We start from the raw sequence: 23,936 nt of genomic DNA, 5'->3' as shown, positions 1-23,936 counted from the left end.
TCCCGGCCGGACATCGGCGTCGAGTCACACGTGAAGGTCGTCGGTCCGACACGGCCCTAGAATCGACCCATGGCGATCGAGATTCCCCGTGACCTTCTGCCCGTTGATGGCCGCTTCGGCTGCGGCCCGTCCAAGGTGCGCCCAGCGCAACTTGAGGCGCTCGTCACCGCCGGTGCGAGCATCCTGGGCACATCTCACCGTCAGGCACCGGTGAAGAACCTTGTCGGCAGCGTCCGCGAACAGTTCGCCAGCCTGTTCCGTCTTCCTGATGGCTACGAGATCCTGATCGGCAATGGCGGATCGACGGCGTTCTGGGATGCTGCCGCCTTCGGCCTCATCGAGCGTCGCAGCCAGAACCTCACCTTCGGTGAGTTCGGAGGCAAATTCGCCAAGGCTGCAGCTGCCCCGTGGCTGCAGGCACCTGACGTGCGTAGCGCCGAGCCTGGCTCGCTCATCGCTCCCGAAGCGGCCGACGGCATCGATGTGTACGCCTGGCCGCACAACGAGACCTCGACCGGCGTCGCAGCACCCGTCGAGCGCGTAGCCGCCGATGGAGCGCTGACCGTGATCGATGCAACCAGCGCCGCCGGCGGCATCGACTTCGACCTCGCCCAGGCCGATGTCTACTACTTCGCCCCGCAGAAGAACCTCGGATCCGACGGAGGCATCTGGTTCGCCGCGGTGTCACCTGCTGCAATCGAGCGGATCGAGCGGATCGCGGCATCCGACCGTTACATCCCCGAGTTCCTGAGCCTGAAGAACGCCGTCGACAACTCGCGGTTGAATCAGACGCTGAACACGCCCGCCCTCACGACACTGCACCTGCTGGATTCCCAGCTGAAGTGGATCAACGACAACGGCGGTCTCGCCTGGGCCGGCGCACGCACGGCTGAGTCGTCGCAGGCGCTGTACGAGTGGGCAGAGGCATCGGCTGTGGCGACGCCTTTCGTAACGCGCCCGGAGCACCGCTCCCCCGTTGTCGTCACCATCGACTTCGACGAGAGCATCGACGCGGCGGCCATTGCCAAGACTCTGCGCGCGAACGGCATCGTCGACACCGAGCCGTACCGCAAGCTCGGCCGCAACCAGCTGCGCGTCGCGACCTTCGTCTCGATCGAGCCGGATGACGTGCGCCAGCTGACGCGTTCGATCGACTACGTCCTCGCGAACCTCGGGGCGTAAGCCGGACGGTCCGACGGAGGACTACTCCTCTTCGTCGGACTCCGATACGTCCGCGTGGGTTACTGAATCGTCGAGCTCGTCGATGTCGACGCCGTCGAGGTCACCGGCGTGCAGCACGCGCGACTCCGTCACGTCATCATCGTCGTCGTCGTCATCGTCGTCGTCGTCGAGATCGTCGTCGTCGTCGTCGTCGAGATCGTCGTCGTCGCCGTCGTCATCGGATGCTTCGACTGTCCCGGCCTCCGCGGCCTCAGCCGCAGCCTGCTCGGCGAGCTCTACCTGGTGTGCGCGATACTCGGCGAGGCGCTCGGCCCACGGCACCCATTCCGGGGCCAGCAGTGCGCCGTCGTTGGGCAGCAACTCCAACTCGAGCACGGTGGGCTCAGCATCCTCAACGCGGGCGAGCGTGACAGTCCAGTACCACCCCGGGTAACCGGACAGACGGTTCTCGAAACGCAACGACACCGATCCGTCGTCCTCAAGCAGGTAGCCCGCGGGCGGACCGACAGTCGAGGCAGGGGTGATCTCGTGCAACGCCGCGAGCGCGACATCGTGCGCGCCGATCAGGCGAGCATCCGGCTCAGGCGTCGAGGTCATCAGCGACCTTACGCAGAACTGCCGCGATCTTGCGGCTCTGACCGTTCGCTGGATAGCGCCCACGGCGCAGATCGCTGCCGATCCCATCGAGGAGCTTCACCAGATCCTCGACGATGATGGCCATGTCATCAGCGGGCTTACGCTTCGCCTTTGCCAGCGAGACCGGAGCCTCGAGAATCCGCACCGAAAGCGCCTGCAGACCGCGTTTGCCGTCGGCGACGCCGAACTCTACGCGGGCACCTGCCTTCACTGTGGCGTCTGTGGGCAGGGCGGATGCGTGCAGAAAGACATCCTGACCGTCATCGCTGGCGATGAAGCCGAATCCCTTTTCGTCGTCGTAGAACCTGACCTTGCCGGTGGGCATGGAAGAACCTCGCTGTGTGATGGTACTGAAGCAGCCGTGCACATGCGCGACCACCGATCAGCTTACCGCTGTTCCAGGGGCTAGGCTGAGAGGGATGAGCACGCAGAATTCTGGATCAGAGGTTCCCGTCCGCAGGGTCGATCGCATCCTCGCTTACACGGCGCTGACACTGGCTGCGCTCTCCGTCATCTGCTTCTTCGCCATCATCATCGGCAGCGCCGCAGGACTCGATCAGCACGCCTTCAACGCGGGTGCTTGGCCACTGGTCGCCGCGGTTCCGCTGTACGGGCTGCCGATCGCATTCGTGCTGATCATCGCGCTGCTGATCATGAGCTTTATACGGAAGGGACGCGCCGCCAAGCGCTCCTGACCATGAGCACGCACGCACGTCCGCTTGCTGTATGGCTGGCTGCTGCGCCCGATGCACAACTCGCCGCACTTTTGCGCGCGCGTGGCGTGCGTGCTGAGGTCGACTGGCTCGACTTCTTCGATGCTGCTGAAGCACTGCTGGATGCAGCATCCATCGATCGAATACTGACGCAGCTGACTCTCCCCGAAGCGACGGCACTTCGTCGTGCGGTGGATGGGCACGATGCCGGTGATCAGACTGAAGCGCTGCTCGCTCTGGCACTGTTGCGCGATGACGGTACCCCGCCGCCGCCGGTCGCCGAGGCCGTCTCCGCACGCCCTGAGCCGCAGCAATCACCGCAAACGATCCGGCCCGCCCTCTCGTCCGCCGACGCGCAAGCTCATGCGGCAGAGCGGGCGTTCACCAGCGTCGCAGCCCTCGCCGACGTGCTGCTGCTCGCCAGGGAGGCGCCGCTGGCACTGCTGACCAATGGGAATCTTGCCGCAGGCGAAAAACGGCGCATGGCCGAGGCCGGGATGCCCAGCGAAACGGCCGACGACCTCATCGCGATCGCCGGTGTTGCCGGTCTCGTCACCACGGATGCTCGTCAGGTGCGACTGACAGCCGAGGGCGAGAGCTGGCTGGTGCTGGCGGCATCCGAACGGTGGGCACAACTGGCCGAATCGTTCCGTGTCGCTCTTCCCCGTGGCCTTCGCACTCCGTCCGGCGGGTGGCTGCCGGTGCCGACGTGGCCTCACCAGCATCCCTGGGATTCATCGTGGAACGACCGCAGCACCCAGCTTCGTCGACGCGCGCACCTGCTCGGCCTGATCGCTGATGACGGCAGCGAGCCGGCGTGGGTGCTTCCGCTGCGCGATGGCGAGAGCGCGGATGCGACGGCGCTGCAGGCGATGCTGCCCGACGAAGTCGACCGCATCTTCTTGCAGAACGATCTCTCAGCGATCGCTCCCGGCCCACTCGTCCCCGCCCTGGATGTTCGACTGCGCGGCATTGCCACGCGCGAGTCGGCAGCACAGGCATCCTCGTACCGATTCACCGTCGAATCGATCTCGCGTGCGATCGCTGCCGGTGAGACGACATCGTCGATCCTTGAGTTCCTCGACGCGCTGTCGCTGACCGGCATCCCGCAGCCGCTCGAGTATCTCGTTACCCAGACCGCGCAGCGTCATGGCTTGGTTCGCGTCTTCACGGATGATGACACCGGCCGCACCCGCGTCGTCAGCTCGGATGCGACGATGCTCGACGCCCTGGGCGTTGACCAGGCACTACGGCCGATCGGACTGACTCGGGATGCCGAGGGCCTGAGCTCTCGCGTCAGCCGCGACACGGTCTACTGGGCTCTGACGGATGCTCGATACCCGACGACGATCGTCGGGTCGGACGGACTGCCGCAGATTGTGGAACGTAACCCTGCTCCGCCGCGAGCGGATGCCACTCCAGAGACGTATGCTGCGCTGATCACCCGGCTACGCGCCCAGCAGGGGCCGGACGCTGATGCCGCTTGGCTTGACCGCGAGCTGGAAGCGGCAGTGCGCGCCAAGGCCCTGCTGCTGATCGAGATCATGATGCCGGACGGCTCCATCCGCGAAATGCAGCTGGAGGCGAATGGCCTGGGTGGCGGGCGTCTGCGCGGACGCGACCGGGCAGCAGATGTCGAACGCACACTTCCGGTCAAAAGCATCCGCTCCGCGCGCGTCGTCGCCGCAGACACGGCCTCGTGACACCGCAGCGCGGTAGACTGGCCTGCTATGTCTGATGGCCCACTGATCGTCCAGAGCGATCGCACCGTCCTGCTCGAAGTCGCGCACGCAGACGCCGAGAGCGCCCGCCACGAGCTGGCGATCTTCGCCGAGCTGGAGCGCGCTCCCGAGCACATCCACACCTACCGGATCACTCGTCTGGGACTGTGGAATGCGCGGGCAGCCGGCCACACCGCAGAAGAGATGATGGAGACGCTGGAGCGCTGGTCGCGCTTCCCCGTACCGCCATCCGTGGCCGTCGACCTCCGCGAGACGGTGAACCGGTACGGACGTCTCGTGATCGAGCGCGACGACGAGGGTACTCTCCTGCTGCGATCGACGGATCCGGCCGTGCTCACGCAGGTCGCCGGCAACAAGCGCATCCAGCCGCTTCTGATCGGCCACCCGACCCCTGACACCTTCATCGTGGACGCCTGGGCGCGCGGTCAGATCAAGCAGGAGCTGCTCAAGATCGGCTGGCCGGCTGAGGATCTCGCCGGTTACACGCCGGGCACCCCGCATGAGATCGAGCTCGCCGAGGACGGCTGGCAGATTCGCCCTTACCAGCAGGATGCTGTGGATGCCTTCGCCAAGGACGGCTCCGGCGTCGTTGTGCTCCCCTGTGGAGCGGGTAAGACCATCGTCGGTGCGGGAGCGATGGCGACGACCAAGACGACCACACTGATCCTGGTCACGAACACGGTTTCGGCACGCCAGTGGCGCGATGAGCTCCTCAAGCGCACATCCCTCACGCCCGAGGAGATCGGCGAGTACTCCGGGCAGGTCAAAGAGGTCAAACCGGTCACGATCGCCACGTATCAGATCCTCACGGCGAAGCGGAAGGGGCAGTACGCGCACCTGTCACTTCTCGACGAGCTGGACTGGGGCCTCATCATCTACGACGAGGTGCATCTGCTCCCGGCTCCGGTGTTCAAGCTCACCGCCGATCTGCAGGCCCGCCGCCGCATCGGGCTCACCGCCACGCTCGTACGAGAAGACGGTCGCGAAGGCGATGTCTTCAGTCTGATCGGACCGAAGCGTTTTGACGCACCCTGGAAGCAGATTGAAGCGCAGGGATTCATCTCCCCGGCTGCCTGCTACGAAGTGCGGGTGGATCTTCCGCCGGATGACCGGATGGAGTACGCGGCCGCAACGGATGAGGATCGCTACCGGCTCGCAGCCTCTGCGCCGGCGAAGATCGACGCGGTTCGCGAGCTGATCGCCAAGCACCCCGGCGAGCGCATTCTCGTGATCGGCCAGTATCTCGACCAGCTCGACACGCTCTCTGATGCGCTGAACGCCCCGCAGATCACCGGGGCGACCCCGGTCGATGACCGCGAGAAGCTGTACCAGCAGTTCCGTACGGGCGAGATCTCACTGTTGGTGGTATCCAAGGTCGCGAACTTCTCGATCGATCTGCCTGAGGCCTCGGTCGCGATCCAGGTCTCGGGATCGTTCGGCTCCCGCCAGGAAGAGGCTCAGCGTCTCGGACGCCTGCTGCGCCCGAAGCAGTCCGGTCACACCGCGAGCTTCTACACGCTCATCGCCCGCGACACCGTCGACCAGGATTACGCGCAGAATCGCCAGCGCTTCCTTGCCGAGCAGGGCTACAGCTACACGATCCTCGACGCAGACGCGCTGGAAGCGGCTTAGCCGGTCACTCCGTATCGTCGGCTGACGCCGGCGCTGTACCGCAGCGCCAGCACGGGCTGACGCGATCGTCCAGCATCGCCCCGCACTCCGGGCACACCTGTGCGAGCCAGCAGGCGGAGTCACCGCCCGTCTCCTCCTCGATCATGCCGTCAGGCTACTCCGCCATCGCAGCCGGCGCTGTGCGGGCGAGCCTTCGCACGCGCGCCCAGCGATCAGCAAGAAGCGCATACACGATCATCGTAATCACGGATGCGATGAGGTCGACGGGGGCTCCCTCCGACGCTGAGCCCGCCCCAGATGTCGTAACCGTGACGAGTGCAGGCAGCATCAGGATCAACGGCACCATCAGAGCGACGAACAACCAGGGTTGATATGTCGATCTTCGTCCCACCACCGCGGCATCCGCATCGACCGAAAGAGCGGGCGGTGACCGCCATCGGTCATCCTTTCGGTCGATACGTCGCCTCGCACCAGCCCCCTAGTCTTAATACGTGGCCTCTCGTTCGTCTTCTGCACGCGGGCGCTGGTGGAGCGGCTTCTGGCGCTGGGCCTGCGCTGCATTCATCGGAATGCTGGTCTTCGTCGGCGGCTACGGAATCGAATTGGAACCCGTCGATCCAAACGGCCAGGAACTGGCGGCGATCGGCGCCCGCATGCTGATCGATGTGGCCCTCGGCATCGTCGTGCTCGGCCTGTACGCATTCCGCCGCCGTGCCCCGCGGGTCATTCCCGCAGTGGGAATCGCGTTGACCGCGTTCTCCTGGCTGGGTGCTGGCGCTGCCGCTGCCCTCCTCGTATTCGTCTCCGCCCGCAGGCGTCCGTCGGAAATCATCGTCGCCGCGACGCTGTACACCGCGGTGAACTGCATCGACATCACGGTGCACCCGTTCGATGACGGCACACCGTGGTGGCTGGTGCTCATCATCGGTGGAATCCTCACGGGTGCATTGGTCCTGCTCGGCCTTCTGATCGGCGCACGACGGCAACTGGATGAGGCGGCCGACGCCGCGCACACAGCGCAGGTACAGCAGGCGCGCACCCAAGAGCGCTCGCGTATCGCTCGCGAGATGCACGATGTGCTGGGACACCGATTGTCGCTCATCGCCGTGCACGCCGGTGCGCTCGAGTATCGCCGGGATCTTTCTCCACAGCAGTCTGCGGAGGCGGCCGGGGTGATCCGCGAGAACTCCCACCGGGCTCTGGAGGAACTGCGTGATGTGCTCGGGGTTCTTCACGACGAAGTTCCGGGTGACACGGAGCGCGCTCCGCAGCCGGTTGCTGCCGATATCCATACGCTGATCGCCGATGCGCGCGCGGCAGGAAGCCCGATCGTGATCAGTGCGCTGGAGACCGACGCCGTGCCGGCAGAGCTCGGCCGTCATCTGTTCCGGATCGTGCAGGAGATGCTCACCAATGCTCGCAAGCACGCTCCTGGCGAGCGCGTCTTCCTCCAGCTGACCTCGGATGCCGTCACCGGTGTGCGTCTGTCCGCTCAGAACCATGTGGGCGCGCCCGTCGCCCCGCCCGGTTTCGGACTCACCGGCGTCGCGGAACGCGTCCGTCTGGCCGGCGGCGAGCTCATCATCGACGACACGGACGGATGCTTTCGAGTCGAGGTGGTACTGCCATGGCCGAGTTGAGCGTCCTGCTCGTCGATGACGAACAGCTCGTGCGCACGGGCCTTCGCCTGCTGCTGGATGGCAGCGATCGTATCCGTATCGCCGGTGAAGCAGCCGACGGCGAAGCAGCGATCGAGGCGACGCTTCGGCTGCGACCCGATGTGGTGCTGATGGACATCCGGATGCCTCGGCTCGACGGCATCCGCGCGACAGCACGCATCCTCGCCGAGCGACCCGATGCGCGCATCGTCATGCTGACGACATTCGACGCCGACGCCGAAGTGCTCAGTGCACTGGAGAGCGGTGCGATGGGCTTCCTGCTCAAGGACACACCGCCGGCGGAGCTGATCGCGGCGTTGCATCAGGTCGCAGACGATCGGATGATGCTCTCCCCTTCAGTCACTCGCCAGCTGGTAGTCGCCGCCACCGACAGTCGGGGCGCCGATCGGCGCCGACTCGCGAACGCCCGGCTCAGTTCACTCACCACCCGTGAACGGGAGGTCGCAGGCGCGGTCGCACGCGGTCTGAGCAACGCCGAGATCGCTCGTGAGCTGTTCCTCAGCCTCGCGACCGTGAAGACCCATGTGGGCCGGATTATGGACAAGCTTCCGGCGGCTAATCGCGTGCAGATCGCCGTCTGTGTGCACGAAGCTGGGGATGACAAATCGGGCGCTCCGCAAGATAACCAGCCACTACATCACTGAAGTCACCATAATGGGGTCATGACTGATGCGCGCATTCTGGTGGTCGACGACGAGCCGAACATCCGCGACCTGCTGTCCACAGGCTTAAGCTTCGCCGGATTCCAGGTGAGGACGGTGGCAAACGGTGCGGCCACGATCTCGGCTGTCCTCGAAGAGGAGCCGGACCTCATCATCCTCGATGTCATGCTCCCGGATATGAACGGGTTCAGCGTGACCAAGCGCCTGCGCGGAGCAGGATTCACCGCACCGATCCTGTTCCTCACTGCGAAGGACGATACGCAGGACAAGATCGAAGGGTTGAACGCCGGCGGTGACGACTACGTCACCAAGCCCTTCGCGCTCGATGAGATCGTCGCCCGCGCACAGGCGATTCTGCGCCGCACCATGCAGGCGGATGAGGAGTCGATCATTCGTGCGGGTGAGCTGTCAATGGACCAGGACACCCACGATGTCTTCGTCGGCAAGGAGCCGATCGAGCTGAGCCCCACCGAGTTCAAGCTGTTGCGCTACCTCATGCTGAACCCGAACCGCGTGCTGTCGAAGGCTCAGATCCTCGACCACGTGTGGGAGTACGACTTCAACGGCGATGCCGGCATCGTTGAAAGCTACATCTCTTATCTGCGCCGCAAGATCGATCCGCTCACCGAAGAATCTGTTATCCAGACCAAGCGCGGCTTCGGCTACATGCTGAAGGTGGGCAAGTAGTCCGCGAGGAGAACCCGCATGGGCACTCAGCCTGACGCGATCACCGGATGGTGGCGGCGCATCAGCCTCCGCGCGAAGGTCACCGGCGTCACCGTTGCTGTCCTTGCGCTCGGATTGCTGGTTGCCGGCATCGGCACCGTGCCGCTGTTGCGCAATTCGCTGGTCCACAACATCGAGACGCAACTGCCGTCTCTGGTGACCAGCGATCTGACCAGCCGGTGGTTCCACCTTCAGGCTGTCGGCGGAGAGCTGCAGGTGAGTGACGCCGAGACCGCACCACGTTCGTCCGATTACGTCTTCGCCGTCTACGCAGCCGACGGCACACAGCTGGCACAGGCGCCCCGCTTGTCTGACCCCGAAGCACAACCACTGTTTCCCGAGACCTTCACGCTGGAGCAGGCATACGCGCTCGAGGGCGAGATCATCACGCTGGAGAGTGCGGACGGCAGCGTGTTCCGCGCATCCGTCGCCGGGCGCGGCGGCCCCGGCGCCACGCTGTACGTGCAATATGTGGCTTTGCCGCTGGCAGAAGCGGATGCCATCATCGGGCAGTACTTCGCCGTTTACACCACCGTCGCGCTCGTCACGACGCTGATCGCCGCGCTCCTGATCCGCGGCCTCGTCACGTTGACGTTCCGCCGGCTGGGGCAGGTGGAGTCCACCGCAATGCTGATCGCCTCTGGCGACTTCAGCCAGCGCCTTACCGATCTGGAGCCGTCCACCGAGGTCGGCCGGCTCAACTTCGCGATCAATACGATGCTCGAGCGCATTGATCAGTCCATCGCTCAGCGTGACCGCACCGTGCGTCATATGCGCCGTTTCATCGGCGACGCCAGTCATGAGCTGCGCACTCCGCTGGTGAGCGTGCGCGGCTACGCCGAGCTGTACCGCATGGGAGCGATTCGCGGCGACGAGGACACTGCTCGGGCGATGGAGCGCATCGAGAAGGAGGCGATCCGGATGGGCGTGCTCGTCGAGGATCTGCTCGCCCTCGCGCGCCTGGACGAAGAACCCGAACTGCAGATCGTGGCGCTGGATCTGCGGCCGGTGGCCCGCGACGCAGCCCTCGATCTACGTGCTGCCGCCCCGAGACGGACGATCACCGTCATCGACAAGACTCTGGATGCTGTCGCCACCACGCCGATCCGCATCCCCCCCTCCTCCCCGCAGACGAGCAGCACTCCGGCAGCCCGAGCCCGGGCCAGCGCGCTCGCTCGACTGCGCCGGAAGCCTCGCAACTCCGGGCCGGCGATGCCCGAGATCGACTTCACGGAAGCCGAAGACATCCCGGTGCGGACACCGCCGATCGTTTTGGGCGAAGAGAACAAGATCCGTCAGGTCATCGCGAATCTACTGGGCAACGCGCGCCGGTTCTCGGCAGAAGATAGCCCGATTGAGCTCGTCGTCGATTCGGATCGTTTAGCTGGTACTGCAAGCATCGCGATCGTCGATCATGGTGAGGGCATCCCCCCGCAGATCCGCGAGCAGATCTTCGAGCGCTTCTGGCGCGCCGATACCTCCCGCGCCAGGGAGACCGGCGGCTCGGGCCTCGGCTTGGCGATCGTGTCGTCGATCGTGGCGGCGCTGCACGGCAGCGTGCGCGTCGACGAGACCCCCCAGGGCGGCGCTACCTTCACCGTGACGTTCCCGCTCGCTTCGGCGCAGGCGACGCCGGAGCACCTACTGGCAGACACGCAACCGCTGGAGCGTTTGGACCTCGACCAGCTCTGAGCCGGGCAGCAGGGACTCTTTCTGCACAGCTGCGGGATCTCGGCGGTCATCCACCGAACACGGGTTCCGCGCTCCTGCGCCGTCCCGCTCTCTCGTAGCGTATGAGCTCCGACGAGAGGAGTTCCCATGTCCGTATACACCGTTGACACTGAGGCCGTCTTTGCCGCCAACGCGGCAGCACGAGCCACGATGGAGCGACTGCGCAGCGAGTCGCTCGCATTGAAAGCGCAGCTCACCCAGTTGCAGTCGTCCTGGACCGGCGCCGCATCGGTCGCGTTCCAAGGATGCAGCGATCAGTGGAGTGCCGCGCAGATGCACGTCGAGCAGGTGCTGGATTCGATTGGAGTGGCACTGGGCTCTGCGGCAACGCAGTACTCCGATGCCGATCAGTACTCGGCAAGCCTGTTCCGCTGACCCTTCGACGCAACGCAGAAGCGCCCCGGCCGAGGCCGGGGCGCTTNCCCCCCCCCCCCCCCCCCCCCCCCCCCCCCGCTTCTGTCTGTGCGTGTGGACTTAGAAGTCCATGCCACCCGTCGGGTCGCCAGCAGGAGCGGCGGCCTTCTCGGGCTTGTCAGCGACAACGACCTCAGTGGTGAGGAAGAGGCCGGCGATCGAGGCTGCGTTCTGCAGCGCCGAGCGCGTCACCTTGGCGGGGTCGATGATGCCAGCGGCGAACATCTCCACGTACTCACCGGTTGCGGCGTTGAGGCCGTGACCGCTGGGCAGCTCGGAGACCTTGTGCGACACGACACCGGGCTCGAGACCGGCGTTGAGCGCGATCTGCTTGAGCGGAGCCGAGATGGCCACGCGCACGATGTTCGCGCCCGTTGCCTCGTCACCGGTGAGCTCGAGAGTGTCGAGCGCCTTGGTGCCGGCCTGGATGAGCGCGACGCCACCACCGGGGACGATGCCCTCTTCGACGGCTGCCTTCGCGTTACGAACGGCGTCCTCGATGCGGTGCTTGCGCTCCTTGAGCTCGACCTCGGTTGCTGCTCCGGCCTTGATGACCGCAACGCCACCAGCAAGCTTCGCAAGACGCTCCTGGAGCTTCTCACGGTCGTAGTCGCTGTCGGTGTTCTCGATCTCGCGGCGGATCTGGGTCACGCGACCCTCGATCTGCTCGGTCTCGCCAGCACCCTCGACGATGGTGGTCTCGTCCTTGGTGATGATGACCTTGCGGGCACGACCCAGGAGGTCGAGCGTGGTGTTCTCGAGCTTGAGGCCGACCTCTTCGGTGATGACCTGTCCACCGGTGAGGATCGCGATGTCCTGCAGCTGAGCCTTGCGACGGTCGCCGAAGCCGGGAGCCTTGACGGCAGCCGACTTGAAGATGCCGCGGATCTTGTTCAGCACCAGAGTCGCGAGGGCTTCACCCTCGACGTCCTCAGCGATGATGACGAGCTCCTTGCCGTCCTGGATCACCTTGTCGACGATCGGGAGAAGATCCTTGATGTTCGAGATCTTCGAGTTCGCGATGAGGATGTACGGCTCCTCGAACACGGCTTCCTGGCGGTCTGCATCCGTCACGAAGTACGGGTTCAGGTAGCCCTTGTCGAAGCGCATGCCCTCGGTGAGCTCAAGCTCGGTGCCGAAGGTCTGCGACTCCTCAACGGTGACGACACCTTCCTTGCCGACCTTGTCGATGGCCTCGGCGATGAGTTCGCCGATCTCGGTGTCAGCAGCAGAGATCGAAGCGGTAGCCGCGATCTGCTCCTTGGAGTCGATCTCCTTGGCGCTGGCGAGCAGCTCCGCGGTGATCGCCGCAACAGCCTTCTCGATGCCGCGCTTGAGCGAGATCGGGTCTGCACCGGCTGCGACGTTGCGCAGGCCTTCGCGGACAAGTGCCTGAGCGAGGACAGTCGCGGTGGTGGTTCCGTCACCTGCGACGTCGTCGGTCTTCTTGGCGACCTCCTTGACGAGCTCCGCGCCGATCTTCTCGTACGGGTCGTCCAGCTCGATCTCCTTGGCGATCGACACACCGTCGTTCGTGATCGTGGGGGCGCCCCACTTCTTCTCGAGAACAACGTTGCGACCGCGCGGGCCGAGGGTCACCTTGACAGCGTCGGCGAGGATGTTCAGGCCGCGCTCGAGACCGCGACGGGCCTCCTCATCGAAAGCGATGATCTTTGCCATGAGTTTTGTCGTCCCTCCTGGACGTAGACGTTCTGGTTAGCACTCACAGTGCGAGAGTGCTAACGCCCATTCTGGCACTCGACCCCATCGAGTGCAAGCCACGGGACGTCTATTCTGCGGGAGTCTCCGCAGACTCGGGAGCGGCGGCCGTACGGTCGAGGCCGATGACGACAACGAGTTGCTTCTGCTCCGGGTCATTCGGGTCCGCGTAAAAATCGCTCTGTTCGACCTGAGCCCCGCCGATGAGATCGGCCAGGCCGATTGCAGCGAGCTCATCCGCAGTCGATGCGTAGTAAATCGTCGTGTCCGCGAACTCCGGAGATTCGGCTAGTCCGGTAGTCACGCCGTCGGCGGTCCAACCCGCGTTGAGCAGCGTGTCACGCAGCTGCACATCGAGGCCCTCCTCCGATGTGGCATTGAGCACGATCACCGAATACGTCGTATCAACGACACCCTGTACCTCGGGCGCGGACGGTCCGGGAGTATCCGCGTCCGGGAACAGCGCGATGCGGCCCATCATCACGAGGGCGACGAAGATGCCTACCACGATGATCACGAGGGCGGCAACGAGCGACCACAGCAGCACGACCCAGCCGTTCATTCCGGGGGCTTCGGCGCGATGAGCTCCTACGCGTCCAGAGGAACGGGGAACATCATCGAAGCGATCTTTGACGAGCTGAGTCACTCGTCGATGTTATCGGGCACGGCCTTGGAATCCACTCTCAATGCCGTTCGGCGACGCTTCAGCCGGCGAATCCACGCATTCGCGACACCCGCTGGTCTGCTTTTTTCTCGCGCAGCCGACGCAAACGCCGCACGAGCAGCGGGTCATGATCGAGCGCCTGCTCGGTATCGATCAGGCGTCCGAGCAATTGGTAGTAGCGTGCCGGGCTCATACCGAGCTTTGCGCGGATCGCTTCTTCCTTCGCTCCGCCGTGCCGCGGCCACGCCGACTCCAGCGCGAGGATCGCACGATCGCGATCGGTGAGGTCTCCGAGCATGCGTCCAGGCTAGGCGCGGTGCGCCCCGAACGCGGCACGCCACTCCCACCAGCGCCCCAATGGGTCGGCTGCGCCGCGCACCTGCCCGTCCAGCGCGACGACGAATCCCGGCCAGTCGTCGGCGTCGACGGCCGGATTCCAGGCGTCGTGCAGCGCCGGGGCATCGATCGTGATCCACCGGGCCGGAAGCTGCTGCAGCTGAGCGATCAGCGCCTGCCGCGCCTGCCTCGGGATGTGCACAAGCACGCCCGGCGTGGTGATCACCAGCGTCGCTTCGGCAGGTGCGGATGCGGCGAGCGCAGCGACCTCGTCGACGGCATCCCCCGCCACCAGCAGGGGCGGATCCGCTGCCACGATGTCGAGAGCGGCGACGATGCGCTCCTGACGTCCGGTTTCGCCCGGCCAGACGAGAGCCTGCAACCAGGCGCGGTCGCGTTCCTCTCGTGCGTCGAGCGGAACGAGGTCGATTCCGGCCCGCCAGACGATCTGCGGCATCCGCATCGCTGGCATGCGTCCGCGCACCTGACTGGTGAGGATGACCTCGGAGGCCCCGTCTGCAGGGTCGAGCGCTGCTTGTACGTGTCCGGCGGCATCGAGGAAACGATACGAGTAGCGATCGGGGTACAGGCAGAGACCGGCGGATGCCCCGATCTCCAACAGCGCGATCGGCCCCGCGATCTCGGAGAGCACGGGCAACAGCGGCGCCAGGCGCAGTGGTTCGTTGGTCTGCACCCGTCGCGCGGCGCATTCGGCGACGACCTCGTCGGCGTGCGTGAGCAGAAACTCCCGCCACTGGTCGAATCCGTCGAGTTTCACCCCGAGCATCCGGGTCACGGCGAATACCAGCGGCGGTTGCCGGTGCGTCTCCGGGATGCGCGCGAGCACTGCTTGAACCTCGGCGTCGCCGGCGACCCCGGCCGCCCACTGCTCGTACAGCGCGGAGCGGCCCGGCGCTTCATCACGGGCGAAGCGGTCGTAGCGTTCGCGCACAGCATCCGTCATCTGTCCATTCTCGCGTGCCGGAGCGGCCCCGATCGGCCTCGTGAGGGGGACAATGGAGAGGAACCAGGAGGACTGATGGACTACAGCGTGAAGAAGACGGATGCCGAGTGGCGCGAGCAGCTCGGCGATGAGGAGTTCTCGGTATTGCGCAAAGCCGCGACCGAGCGCGCGTGGACCGGCGAGCTGCTCGATGAGGAGCGCTCCGGGCTGTACACCTGCGGCGCTTGTGATGCGGAACTGTTCAAGAGCGGTACGAAGTTCGATTCCGGATGCGGGTGGCCGAGCTTCTACGAATCGATCCGCCCGGATGCCGTGCAGCTGATCGAAGACAACACGCTGGGCATGCAGCGCACCGAAGTACGCTGCGCCGCCTGCGGCTCGCACCTCGGGCATGTGTTCCCGGACGGATTCGGCACGCCCACCGGCGACCGTTACTGCATGAACTCGCTGGCGCTAAACTTTTCTCCCGAAGCTCCCCAGGCGTGAGCGCACTCGAGGCGGCGCTGGCGCGTCAGTCTTGGTCGAAAGTCACCGAAGAGGCGCCGACCAGGCAAGAGTTGCTGGCGCTGATTGCCGCAGCAGGGCGCGTCGCTGATCATTCCGCGTTGCAGCCGTGGCGGCTGATCGAGCTGCGCGGTGACGACCGGTTGGCGCTGGGCGCAGCGATCGCGAAAGCGCAGGGTGACACGAAACCGTCAACCAAACCACTGCGGGCGTCGTTGCTGATTGCGGTCGTGGCGAGCTTCCGCAAGAGCGACAAGGTGCCGCACTGGGAACAGGAAGCAGTCGCTTCAGGAGTCGCGCATACTCTCAGCCTGCTGCTGGATGAAGCCGGGTGGGGCGTCATCTGGCGCACTGGCGGACACACGCGTTCGAAGCCGGTCGCGAAGGTTCACGGTTTGAAGAAGAACGAACAGCTGCTGGGCTGGCTGTACGTCGGCGGCAAACCCGCGGGCAAGTCTCCGGGGCGCCGCAAGAGCGTCGACGCGTCCGCGCTCCTCACCGAGATCCCCCGCCCCGCTTCAACCTCCGGTCGTTGAGCGGCGAAGCGCGAGAAACAACGCTCACCGTTTTCTGCGCCACGGCACGGCGACCACGACGGATGCCACCGCAACCAGAACCATCGTCACCAGCTGCCATAATGCCGGCCCCGCGGTGGTCGGCCAGAGCAGGTCGATCACGACCGAGGTGACGAGCTGACCGAGGACGGCTCCGAGACCGAGCAGCAGCACACCGGTGTGCGCGACGATCACAGCTCCCAGCAGGATGTACACGAACCCGAGCAACCCGCCGACGTACAGCCACGGTTCGCTGGGCAGAGCAGCCGGCATCCCGCGCACCAGAATGCTGATCCCCGCGGCCACGCACAGCACCAGGGTTCCGGTGATGAAGCTCATCAGGGTTGCCGTCATCGGAGACTGGATCTGCCGTGCGAGGCGTCCGTTCGTCGCCACCTGCCACGCGATACCGATGCCGGCGGCAAGAGGCAGCAGAAGCAACCACAGCGGCGTGCGGGCCAGCACGTCTCCGCTGAGCGAGATGCCGACGGCGACCAGCGCCAGCGCGCCACCAAGCACCCGTCCCGGGGTGACGGCGACCACTCCGGATGGTCCGAAGCCGATACGATCCAACACCAGACCGTTCATGGTCTGCCCGGCGACGACTCCGACGGTGAACAGCGACACACCGAGGACACCGGCTGTCACGCCCTGTGTTGAGACGGTGAGTGCGCCGCAGGCGCCGCCCAGTAGCATCCATGCCGGAATCGAACGCGAGCGAACGCCTCGCCACAGCCGAGCGACGCTCGCCCGGGAGCGCGGCGCTGTCGCGGTAATGACGATGAGGACGACGAGTCCGACGCTGAACGAGATGAGACCGGCGATGATCCCATCATCAATCCGCGCACCCAGCACACCGTTCACCCGGGCCTGAATCGCGGTCATCGCACCGATGGAAGCTGCGCCTGCGAGGGCAATGGGGGCAGGGAGCGCCCGCGTCTCAGTCACCCGAGCACACTACCCGAGTCGCAGCGAATGTCCGTGGGCGGGACTACTCTTGCCGCATGTGCGCGAGTTATGGGTTGGATCCGCGGTTCACCGACGCTGAGCTGCTGGCCGAGGCCGACGCCGACATCCTCGACGGTCTGCGTGTCTGGGCTGAGCGCAACGCCGGTGAGACGGTGCGTCCGACCGGCAAGAATCTGCGCAATTTGAATCCGCTGATCGTGCCGCGCGATGGAGACGCAGCGTGGGAAGCATCTTGGTGGGGGTATCTTGTCCGCGGTGAACCGGCGAAGTTCCCGTCCATCAACACGCGATCCGAACGGCTGCAAGAGCGGCCCGGCGGGTTGAAGGGCCGCGGAATCGTGCCAATGAGCAGCTGGTTCGAGATGCACAAGCCCGACCGCGTCTGGCAAGAGTTCGCCCTCGACAACGACGCCCTGTTCGGGGTGGCCGCCGTCACGCAGCCCGGCCGCACCGCCGATGGTGAAGAATTCACCTGCTATTCGATCGTGATGCGTCCGGCCGCTGATCATCTTGCCGAAGTGCACGACCGGATGCCTGTACTCATCCCGACCGCGTTCGCGCACGACTGGCTGCACGCCGACGGCGGTCGCGAGATCATCGATGAGGCACTCCTCGCAGCGGCATCCCTCGATGAGCGGGTGACGGTCACTCCACGTAAGAGCGACAAGGGCGCAGCCAACCGGCTGTTCTGAAGGCGGGAGCCTCAGGCCGCGGGCAGCAGCGCGCGCTTCAACTGCTCGCGCACGCCAGCATCGGCACCGGCCTCGTCGAGGTACCCGAGCACACTGCCGAACTCGCTGTCGATCCACTCCAGCACCCCGCTGAGCAGCGTCGGCGGTGAACCAGCGAGAACCTCGACGAGCTGATCCGTCACCGGCACGCGAAAGCGTCGTATCTTTCGCAGCATCCGCTCTGTCCACTCCCCCGAAAGATTCGCCGCTGTCGCGGCATAATCGGCGAGGATCACGTCTCGATCGATCCCGATCGCCGTCAGGGCGAGGGCTGCGACCAGACCGGTGCGATCCTTGCCGGCTGTGCAGTGCACGAGGGTCGCGCCGTCAGCCGCGGCGATGGTGCGCAGCACTCGGCCGAAATCGTTCTGGTGCCGGGCGAGCACGACTTCGTAGACCTCGCGCAGCGTCACCGTCTTCGGGTCGACATTCGGCGGCGCACCATCCATAGGAACGGAGAGATAATCCACGCCAGTGCCGCGCAGACGATCGCGCCCACCGATTCGCCGGTCGAACCCTGAGCGCAGGTCGATGACCTGCCGGATGCCGAACTCCCGCAGCGTGCTTCGTCCGACGCGGGTGAGACGGTGAAGCGCATCCGAGCGGTACAGCACTCCCGGCTTCAGCACCCCAGGAGCAACCTCGCGGAAGTTGAACGTGCCCGGCACATTGAGCCGTGTGATCCCGACATCCATGCGGCCATGCTAGCCGCGCCCACGCACCCGTCGGCTAGCGTGGGGCTCTGGAGGATGAGACATGACCGATGAGAAGCCGCGTCCGCGCGCTCTGCGCGACGGCACCGTCGAACCGCGATTCGCTGCCCGCTATGCCACCATCGACGAAGTCGCAGCGCTCATGGGCGTGACGCCGGTGTCGTTGCGCCAGACGATGCGCCGACGCGATTCCGGTGAAGCATCCGCGGCGAGCGATGCGTTCATCGATCCGATCGGCAATGTCTCCGGCTATTTGTGGGACCGCGACGATCTCACACCCGAGGCGATCGAAGCCTGGCACAACCGTCCGCGGCGTGGGCGCAAGCCCGGTACCGGCAGCTGACTCAGCAGGTGACCTTCAGCGTTGCGGTGGGAAGCTGCGTGCCAGCCTGATCCCACGCTCCGCCCACGACGATCAGGTCGGTGTCGCTGAAGTCAGCGACCACGATATGACCTGCGACGGTCCCCATCGCGACGAATTCATCGGTGCTCTGCAACTTGGCCGTCGCCCCGAAGTCGATGCGTGCTTCGCCGTGCGGGAGGTCGGTGAGTGCACCGAAGTCGCCATTCAGATACCCGACTTGCTCTCCTGCATCGTCGTATGCCATGCCGTGAAACAGGGCGTCCTCGGTTCCGCTGAGTGAGCAGAACTCCAGCTGAGCGGAATACGAAGTGTCGCCGTAGCTCAGTACGGCTTCGCCCTGAGCGCTGGATGCTCCCGCTTCGTCCTCGTCGCTTGCGGTGGACGCACCCGCTTCGTTCTCGTCGCTTGCGGTGGTGGTGTCTGACTGTGCGCCGGCGCCCGACGATGCCGGTTCATTGCTGGCCGGTGAACCACAACCGGCAAGGAGCAGTGCGGCAATTCCAGTGACGATGACTGTGGACAGGGAAGTGACTGTGTTGCGCGGCATCTTGATCCAGTTCCAATCACGAGGCCACCAGGACACGGACGTGCGATGGCAAACTGTGGCTCACGGTAGCAGGGTTCCTCACCCGCGGCGGGCAGAGCAACAGCACACGATGCTGATAAACCATTGGACCAGGTGTTTACATGGAGCCGACTGCGAGGTTCGAACTCGCGACATCCTGTTTACAAGACAGGTGCTCTACCAGCTGAGCTAAGTCGGCATGCGGCACCGGAAACGATCCCGCACTACAAATTCTATGACACCAAACCTCAACAGTTGACCGCGCGATGTCTGAGACGCACTGCACACTGGAGATGTGATTCAGCGACTACCGATCCGCCGCGTCGAGATGCACCCTCTCGCACCGGCCCCTCAAGACGAATGGCCAGCGACGTTGCCTCCGGTGAGGCAGGTGCTGCAGAACGGATGGGAGCTCGGCCCGGTCACGGTTCTGACCGGCGAGAACGGCAGCGGCAAATCGACACTGGTCGAAGCCATCGCCATCGCCTACGGATTGAATCCTGAGGGCGGCTCGACGGGCGCCATGCACACCACCCGGTCGACTGAATCGAATCTCAGCGAGCACTTGCAGCTGGTCCGCGCCGGCGGAGCACCGAAGAAGGGCTTCTTCCTGCGCGCGGAGAGCATGCACGGTTTCTACACCTACCTCCAAGAAGTCGGGTTCGGTGGCGATCGCTTGCATGCCCGCAGTCACGGAGAGTCGTTCCTAGACCTTGTCGCCGAACGCGAGCACATCACGGGCCTGTGGATGCTGGACGAGCCCGAATCCGCGCTCTCCGTCTCCGGATGCCTCGCATTGATCGGGCAGTTGCGTGACTTCGTCGCTCGTGGCTCGCAAGTCATCCTGTCCACGCACTCGCCGATCCTCGCAGCATTTCCCGGCGCAGACTGCTACGAGCTCGGCGACTGGGGAATGCGCCGCTCAGAGTACGACGACCTCGACCTGGTGCGAACCTGGCGCGGGTTCCTCGATTCACCCGAGCGCTATCTGCGCCACCTCGACTGATCGATCCAGATCCAGTCGGTGATCGAGATTACTTGGCCGGAGTCTCTTCCGCAGCCGGTGTCTCGACTGGTTCTTCCGTGGTCGACGGCGAAGGTGTCGGCGTCGCATCCGAATCGGCTGCGACCGTGATCATGAACTGCGAGAACTCGGCCGGATCCTTCAGCGAACCGACGTACGCTTCGCCGTTGACGACGACCATCGGGGCGCTGGTGAGCACCAGGTCGTCAGACCCGGCGAGGGGTCCCGCCAACGCACGAGACGTTGCTTCCTTTGCCCAGGAGACGTAGTCCGCATCTTCGATGCAGTTGCGCACAGCCTTCGGGTTGTCCGCGCCGACGGCGACTGCCAGATCGGCGAGCTCGACATCGGTTGAACCGTTGCTGTCGACCTCAGGCTGATCGATGAGCAACTCGTGGTTGAAAGCGTAGAACTGCGCGCTGGAGTGCGTAGCAACGCAGGCCGCCGCTGCCGCTGAGCGCAGCGAATACTTCGTGCCGTTCGAGCTGGCGGTGAGCATCGACACCGGGTGATACGTCACCGTGGCGACACCCTCGTTGATCCATCCAGCAAGCTGCCGGGCATTGGCGCGCTCGAACTCGCCGGACCCGGGAGACAGATAGTCGACGTAGATGTGCACATCAACCGCGGCCAGCGAAGCACTCGGCTCCGGCGTGGCCTGTTCCGTGGGCTCGGCCGACGGGTCACTAGGCACAGGCTCGGTCGCCGACTCGATGACGTTCTGCACGACGATGCCGTCGCTCGTCATACCCTTGGGGCTCATCGTCGGCTTCGAGATCGTCGAAGTGACGGCCATGGTCACCGCCGTGCCGATGGCACCGACGGCGACGATCGCGACCGCACCGATGATGATCCGTCGCATGATGCGAGCCCTCGACTGCTGGGCATGCACCTGCTGAGCCTTCTCCCGAACCGCCTCACGAGAATTGCGAGGGGTAGGGACATTCGGCGTTTCGTCGCTCGACATCGTTCCTCTTGAAAGTCTGGTGGGGACGGGATCCCCGACGCCCGCTTCTCTAAGCAGGACCGTCTTCGATGTTAACCAGCCAGGCTGGGAAACACCCAGGTACGCCCATCCGTGACATACTGAGTTCGGCCCGATGACGGGCCACGGTGGGCATTTCCACCGCATCCATCACAACGGATCGTCCGGCACGTACCTGCCGGTGAAGGAGAAAACAATGGCATCCGTAACTTTCGATGACGCCACGCGACTGTACCCCGGCGGCACCCGCCCGGCAGTTGACAAGCTCAACCTTGAGGTTGCAGACGGCGAATTCCTCGTCCTCGTCGGCCCTTCCGGCTGCGGTAAGTCCACCTCGCTGCGTATGCTCGCCGGCCTCGAAGAGGTCAACGACGGCCGCATCCTCATCGGCGACCGCGACGTCACCGACGTGCCGCCGAAGGACCGTGACATCGCCATGGTCTTCCAGAACTACGCGCTGTACCCGCACATGACCGTCGCCGAGAACATGGGCTTCGCGCTCAAGATCGCCGGCGTTGGCAAGGAAGAGCGCGCCTCCCGCGTTCTGGAAGCAGCCAAGCTCCTCGACCTCGAGGAGTACCTGACCCGCAAGCCGAAGGCGCTCTCCGGTGGTCAGCGTCAGCGCGTCGCCATGGGCCGTGCGATCGTCCGCCAGCCGCAGGTGTTCCTCATGGACGAGCCGCTGTCGAACCTTGACGCCAAGCTGCGCGTGCAGACCCGTACGCAGATCGCTTCGCTCCAGCGCCGCCTCGGCGTCACCACGGTCTACGTCACCCACGACCAGACCGAGGCTCTCACCATGGGCGACCGCATCGCGGTGCTCAAGGATGGTCTGCTGCAGCAGGTCGGCACGCCTCGCGACCTGTACGAGAAGCCCGAGAACCTCTTCGTCGCCGGCTTCATCGGTTCGCCGGCGATGAACCTGTTCCCCGCCGACCTCGCCGAGGGTGGCGTGCGGTTCGGTACCGAGGTTGTTCCGCTCGACCGCGACACCGTCGGCCGTGCGAACGGCAGCCAGGTCACGGTCGGTGTCCGCCCCGAGGACATCGTCGTCGGCCCCGCCGACGGCAAGGGCCTCTCGGTCACGATCGACCTCGTCGAGGAGCTCGGCGCTGACGGCTACCTCTACGGTCACGCAGACGTCAACGGCAAGCGTGCCGACCTCGTCGCTCGCGTCGACGGACGTAACCACCCGAACGCCGGCGAGACGGTCACGCTCGCGGCAACCGCCGGTCACGTGCACGCATTCGACCTCGAGTCTGGTCTGCGCCTGAACGACAAGCCGGTCATCTCGGCCTCGTAAGTTCGTTACACACGCGGCGCGGGCTACCTTCGGGTCGCCCGCGCCGCGTCGTTTCTCCGGGAGAACCATGCAGGACGCACTGCGCATCACCGCCAGCAAGATCAACCCCGAGTTGCTCGCGCTGCCCTGGTCGACAACGCTCGCCAAATGGCCCTCCGAGCGGATCGTCTCGCTCCCCAAGGGTCTGTCGCGTCATCTTGTGCGCTTCGCTGATCTGTCCGGTCGTGTCGTGGCGATCAAGGAGACCACCGCGCAGATGGCACAGCGCGAGTACGACATGCTCGGCAACCTCGCCCGCCTGGACGTGCCGTGTGTCGACCGTGTCGCCGTGATCGCCGGTCGATCGGATGCCGCGGGCGATCCGCTTCCGGCCGCCCTCGTCACCGCGCACCTGCGCTTCTCCATGCCGTACCGCGCGCTGTTCACTCGCGTGCTGCGGCCCGACACTGCCACCCGATTGGTGGATGCGCTCGCGCTGCTGCTGGTGCGGCTGCACAACGTCGGCTTCTACTGGGGCGATGTGTCGCTGTCCAATACGCTCTTTCGCCGCGACGCCGGCGCCTTCGCCGCCTACCTCGTGGATGCGGAGACCGGCGAACTGCATGAGGAAGGCCTCACCGAAGGCCAGCGCCTGTACGACCTCGACCTTGCGCGTACCAACATCGCCGGCGAGATCATGGACCTTGCGGCCGGTGGGCGGCTCGAGCATGGTGTGGATGCTGTCGCCATCGCCGATGGCATCGTGTCGTCGTATCACTCGCTGTGGGCCGCCCTCACCGCCGAGGAGTCGTTCTCCGCTAACGAGACCTGGCGTATCACCGAGCGGGTCGAGCGCCTCAACGCCCTGGGCTTCGATATCGACGAGATGTCGATGTTGACGACGGCAGACGGCACGGTGGTCGAGATCCAGCCGAAGGTGGTGGATGCCGGGCACCATCAGCGCCGCCTCATCCGTCTCACCGGTCTCGATGTCGAGGAGAACCAGGCGCGTCGTCTACTGAACGACCTGGACGAATTCCGCGCACGCTCGAAGAAGGAGTGGGTCGATGAGGAGATGTTCGCCCACGAATGGCTCACGCGTGTGTTCGAGCCCGTGGTCCGAGCCATCCCCTACGATCTGCGTGCGAAGCTCGAGCCTGCCGAGGTATTCCACCAGGTGCTGGAGCACCGCTGGTATCTCTCGCAGGCGAGCGGCCGTTCGGTTCCGCTCGCTGAGGTGCTGACCTCGTACATCAACGAGGTGCTGCGGCACCGCCGCGACGAAGCGACGATCATGGGCCCGCCGACCGAGACCATGTCACTCCCCGTCGTCACCGGCACCATGCTGCTGCCCGATGACGACGAGGTCGACTGGCGAGACCTGGTCTAAGCCCCCCCCCCGGTCTAGAGCCCCTCCCGTTCATTGCGAGTGGGCAGCTGTGGCT

Annotated in this window: 27 protein-coding genes and 1 tRNA gene; 16 read left to right on the top strand and 12 right to left on the bottom strand. The window is 65.2% G+C overall.

Features of this window, described 5'->3' with window-relative positions:
• Positions 1-69 precede the first annotated feature (69 nt).
• A complete protein-coding gene (serC, locus tag ACSU1L_RS11735) occupies positions 70-1,182 on the top strand; it encodes a phosphoserine transaminase (RefSeq protein ID WP_439255918.1) in 1,113 nt (370 codons plus the stop codon).
• 21 nt (positions 1,183-1,203) lie between these two features.
• Here the strand turns inward: serC and ACSU1L_RS11730 are convergent, their stop codons facing one another.
• A complete protein-coding gene (locus tag ACSU1L_RS11730) occupies positions 1,204-1,779 on the bottom strand; it encodes a DUF3027 domain-containing protein (protein WP_439255917.1) in 576 nt (191 codons plus the stop codon).
• Complete coding sequence (locus ACSU1L_RS11725; RefSeq protein WP_438254898.1) at positions 1,763-2,143, bottom strand: cold-shock protein; 381 nt, start codon at positions 2,141-2,143, stop codon at positions 1,763-1,765. The genes ACSU1L_RS11730 and ACSU1L_RS11725 overlap by 17 nt, the downstream gene beginning before the upstream one ends.
• Before the next feature lie 94 nt (positions 2,144-2,237).
• Here ACSU1L_RS11725 and ACSU1L_RS11720 point away from each other — a divergent pair, with 94 nt between their 5' ends.
• Genes ACSU1L_RS11720 through ACSU1L_RS11710 form a run of 3 tightly spaced genes read left to right on the top strand, consistent with a single transcriptional unit; the run spans position 2,238 to position 5,905 of the window.
• Positions 2,238-2,513: a multidrug ABC transporter ATPase gene (locus ACSU1L_RS11720; RefSeq protein ID WP_438254897.1), complete on the top strand. Its 276-nt coding sequence runs from the start codon at positions 2,238-2,240 to the stop codon at positions 2,511-2,513.
• A 2-nt stretch (positions 2,514-2,515) separates the two neighbouring features.
• Positions 2,516-4,234: a helicase-associated domain-containing protein gene (locus ACSU1L_RS11715; protein ID WP_439255916.1), complete on the top strand. Its 1,719-nt coding sequence runs from the start codon at positions 2,516-2,518 to the stop codon at positions 4,232-4,234.
• A 27-nt stretch (positions 4,235-4,261) separates the two neighbouring features.
• Complete coding sequence (locus ACSU1L_RS11710) at positions 4,262-5,905, top strand: DNA repair helicase XPB (protein ID WP_438254893.1); 1,644 nt, start codon at positions 4,262-4,264, stop codon at positions 5,903-5,905.
• 154 nt (positions 5,906-6,059) lie between these two features.
• Here ACSU1L_RS11710 and ACSU1L_RS11705 read toward each other — a convergent pair whose 3' ends face one another.
• Complete coding sequence (locus ACSU1L_RS11705; protein ID WP_439255915.1) at positions 6,060-6,266, bottom strand: hypothetical protein; 207 nt, start codon at positions 6,264-6,266, stop codon at positions 6,060-6,062.
• A gap of 130 nt (positions 6,267-6,396) precedes the next feature.
• Between ACSU1L_RS11705 and ACSU1L_RS11700 the strand changes: the two genes are divergently transcribed.
• The 5 genes from ACSU1L_RS11700 (at position 6,397) to ACSU1L_RS11680 (ending at position 11,078) form a co-directional block, all read left to right on the top strand.
• The gene (locus ACSU1L_RS11700; protein ID WP_438254892.1) at positions 6,397-7,545 is read left to right on the top strand and encodes a sensor histidine kinase; all 1,149 of its coding nucleotides are present in this window, start codon (positions 6,397-6,399) and stop codon (positions 7,543-7,545) included.
• A complete protein-coding gene (locus ACSU1L_RS11695) occupies positions 7,533-8,228 on the top strand; it encodes a response regulator (protein WP_439255914.1) in 696 nt (231 codons plus the stop codon). Before ACSU1L_RS11700 ends, ACSU1L_RS11695 begins: the two co-directional genes overlap by 13 nt.
• 18 nt (positions 8,229-8,246) lie before the next feature.
• A complete protein-coding gene (locus ACSU1L_RS11690; RefSeq protein WP_438254889.1) occupies positions 8,247-8,933 on the top strand; it encodes a response regulator transcription factor in 687 nt (228 codons plus the stop codon).
• 18 nt (positions 8,934-8,951) lie between these two features.
• Positions 8,952-10,664: a sensor histidine kinase gene (locus tag ACSU1L_RS11685; RefSeq protein ID WP_438254887.1), complete on the top strand. Its 1,713-nt coding sequence runs from the start codon at positions 8,952-8,954 to the stop codon at positions 10,662-10,664.
• 126 nt (positions 10,665-10,790) lie between these two features.
• Positions 10,791-11,078, top strand: coding sequence for a WXG100 family type VII secretion target (locus tag ACSU1L_RS11680; protein WP_438254886.1), 288 nt, complete (start codon positions 10,791-10,793; stop codon positions 11,076-11,078).
• Positions 11,079-11,177: 99 nt separating this feature from the next.
• On the opposite strand, the gene groL is transcribed toward ACSU1L_RS11680, so the two are convergent.
• The 4 genes from groL to ACSU1L_RS11660 form a co-directional block, all read right to left on the bottom strand.
• A complete protein-coding gene (gene groL / locus ACSU1L_RS11675) occupies positions 11,178-12,797 on the bottom strand; it encodes a chaperonin GroEL (RefSeq protein ID WP_438254885.1) in 1,620 nt (539 codons plus the stop codon).
• A gap of 109 nt (positions 12,798-12,906) precedes the next feature.
• Positions 12,907-13,482 carry a LytR C-terminal domain-containing protein gene (locus ACSU1L_RS11670; RefSeq protein WP_439255913.1) on the bottom strand — a complete coding sequence of 192 codons (576 nt, stop codon included), beginning with the start codon at positions 13,480-13,482 and terminating at the stop codon, positions 12,907-12,909.
• 58 nt (positions 13,483-13,540) lie between these two features.
• Entirely contained in the window at positions 13,541-13,798 is a 258-nt protein-coding gene (locus tag ACSU1L_RS11665) for a DUF3263 domain-containing protein (RefSeq protein WP_438254883.1), read from the bottom strand.
• A gap of 9 nt (positions 13,799-13,807) precedes the next feature.
• Positions 13,808-14,800: a DUF2332 family protein gene (locus ACSU1L_RS11660; protein WP_439255912.1), complete on the bottom strand. Its 993-nt coding sequence runs from the start codon at positions 14,798-14,800 to the stop codon at positions 13,808-13,810.
• A 75-nt stretch (positions 14,801-14,875) separates the two neighbouring features.
• On the opposite strand from ACSU1L_RS11660, the gene msrB reads away from it, so the two are divergent.
• Together msrB and ACSU1L_RS11650 are read left to right on the top strand one after the other, a co-directional pair.
• Positions 14,876-15,286: a peptide-methionine (R)-S-oxide reductase MsrB gene (gene msrB, locus ACSU1L_RS11655; RefSeq protein WP_439255911.1), complete on the top strand. Its 411-nt coding sequence runs from the start codon at positions 14,876-14,878 to the stop codon at positions 15,284-15,286.
• The gene (locus tag ACSU1L_RS11650) at positions 15,283-15,840 is read left to right on the top strand and encodes a nitroreductase family protein (RefSeq protein ID WP_439255910.1); all 558 of its coding nucleotides are present in this window, start codon (positions 15,283-15,285) and stop codon (positions 15,838-15,840) included. The genes msrB and ACSU1L_RS11650 overlap by 4 nt, the downstream gene beginning before the upstream one ends.
• Positions 15,841-15,864: 24 nt before the next feature.
• Here ACSU1L_RS11650 and ACSU1L_RS11645 read toward each other — a convergent pair whose 3' ends face one another.
• Positions 15,865-16,806 (bottom strand): DMT family transporter, encoded by a 942-nt coding sequence (locus tag ACSU1L_RS11645; protein ID WP_439255909.1) that lies wholly within the window; start codon positions 16,804-16,806, stop codon positions 15,865-15,867.
• 56 nt (positions 16,807-16,862) lie between these two features.
• Here ACSU1L_RS11645 and ACSU1L_RS11640 point away from each other — a divergent pair, with 56 nt between their 5' ends.
• Entirely contained in the window at positions 16,863-17,519 is a 657-nt protein-coding gene (locus ACSU1L_RS11640; RefSeq protein WP_439255908.1) for an SOS response-associated peptidase family protein, read from the top strand.
• Between the two features lie 11 nt (positions 17,520-17,530).
• Here ACSU1L_RS11640 and ACSU1L_RS11635 read toward each other — a convergent pair whose 3' ends face one another.
• Entirely contained in the window at positions 17,531-18,253 is a 723-nt protein-coding gene (locus tag ACSU1L_RS11635) for a tyrosine-protein phosphatase (RefSeq protein ID WP_439255907.1), read from the bottom strand.
• Between the two features lie 61 nt (positions 18,254-18,314).
• Here ACSU1L_RS11635 and ACSU1L_RS11630 point away from each other — a divergent pair, with 61 nt between their 5' ends.
• On the top strand, positions 18,315-18,614 hold the full coding sequence (locus ACSU1L_RS11630; RefSeq protein WP_439255906.1) for a hypothetical protein: 300 nt from the start codon (positions 18,315-18,317) through the stop codon (positions 18,612-18,614).
• Position 18,615: 1 nt separating this feature from the next.
• Here the strand turns inward: ACSU1L_RS11630 and ACSU1L_RS11625 are convergent, their stop codons facing one another.
• Together ACSU1L_RS11625 and ACSU1L_RS11620 are read right to left on the bottom strand one after the other, a co-directional pair.
• Complete coding sequence (locus ACSU1L_RS11625; protein WP_439255905.1) at positions 18,616-19,182, bottom strand: hypothetical protein; 567 nt, start codon at positions 19,180-19,182, stop codon at positions 18,616-18,618.
• 141 nt (positions 19,183-19,323) lie between these two features.
• Positions 19,324-19,399: transfer RNA gene (locus tag ACSU1L_RS11620), tRNA-Thr, on the bottom strand.
• A 96-nt stretch (positions 19,400-19,495) separates the two neighbouring features.
• Between ACSU1L_RS11620 and ACSU1L_RS11615 the strand changes: the two genes are divergently transcribed.
• Entirely contained in the window at positions 19,496-20,206 is a 711-nt protein-coding gene (locus ACSU1L_RS11615) for an AAA family ATPase (protein ID WP_439255904.1), read from the top strand.
• Positions 20,207-20,234: 28 nt separating this feature from the next.
• Here ACSU1L_RS11615 and ACSU1L_RS11610 read toward each other — a convergent pair whose 3' ends face one another.
• Positions 20,235-21,191, bottom strand: coding sequence for a thioredoxin domain-containing protein (locus tag ACSU1L_RS11610; protein ID WP_439255903.1), 957 nt, complete (start codon positions 21,189-21,191; stop codon positions 20,235-20,237).
• 214 nt (positions 21,192-21,405) lie between these two features.
• On the opposite strand from ACSU1L_RS11610, the gene ACSU1L_RS11605 reads away from it, so the two are divergent.
• On the top strand, positions 21,406-22,512 hold the full coding sequence (locus ACSU1L_RS11605) for an ABC transporter ATP-binding protein (RefSeq protein WP_438254869.1): 1,107 nt from the start codon (positions 21,406-21,408) through the stop codon (positions 22,510-22,512).
• A 67-nt stretch (positions 22,513-22,579) separates the two neighbouring features.
• The gene (locus ACSU1L_RS11600) at positions 22,580-23,881 is read left to right on the top strand and encodes a DUF4032 domain-containing protein (protein WP_438254868.1); all 1,302 of its coding nucleotides are present in this window, start codon (positions 22,580-22,582) and stop codon (positions 23,879-23,881) included.
• The last annotated feature ends 55 nt before the right edge of the window (positions 23,882-23,936 follow it).

The organism is Microbacterium sp. A94, assembly GCF_051842855.1.
In the GTDB taxonomy this organism is placed as follows: domain Bacteria; phylum Actinomycetota; class Actinomycetes; order Actinomycetales; family Microbacteriaceae; genus Microbacterium.
Note: the sequence above shows the minus strand (reverse complement) of the source record. Positions and strands in the feature narration are given on the sequence as shown.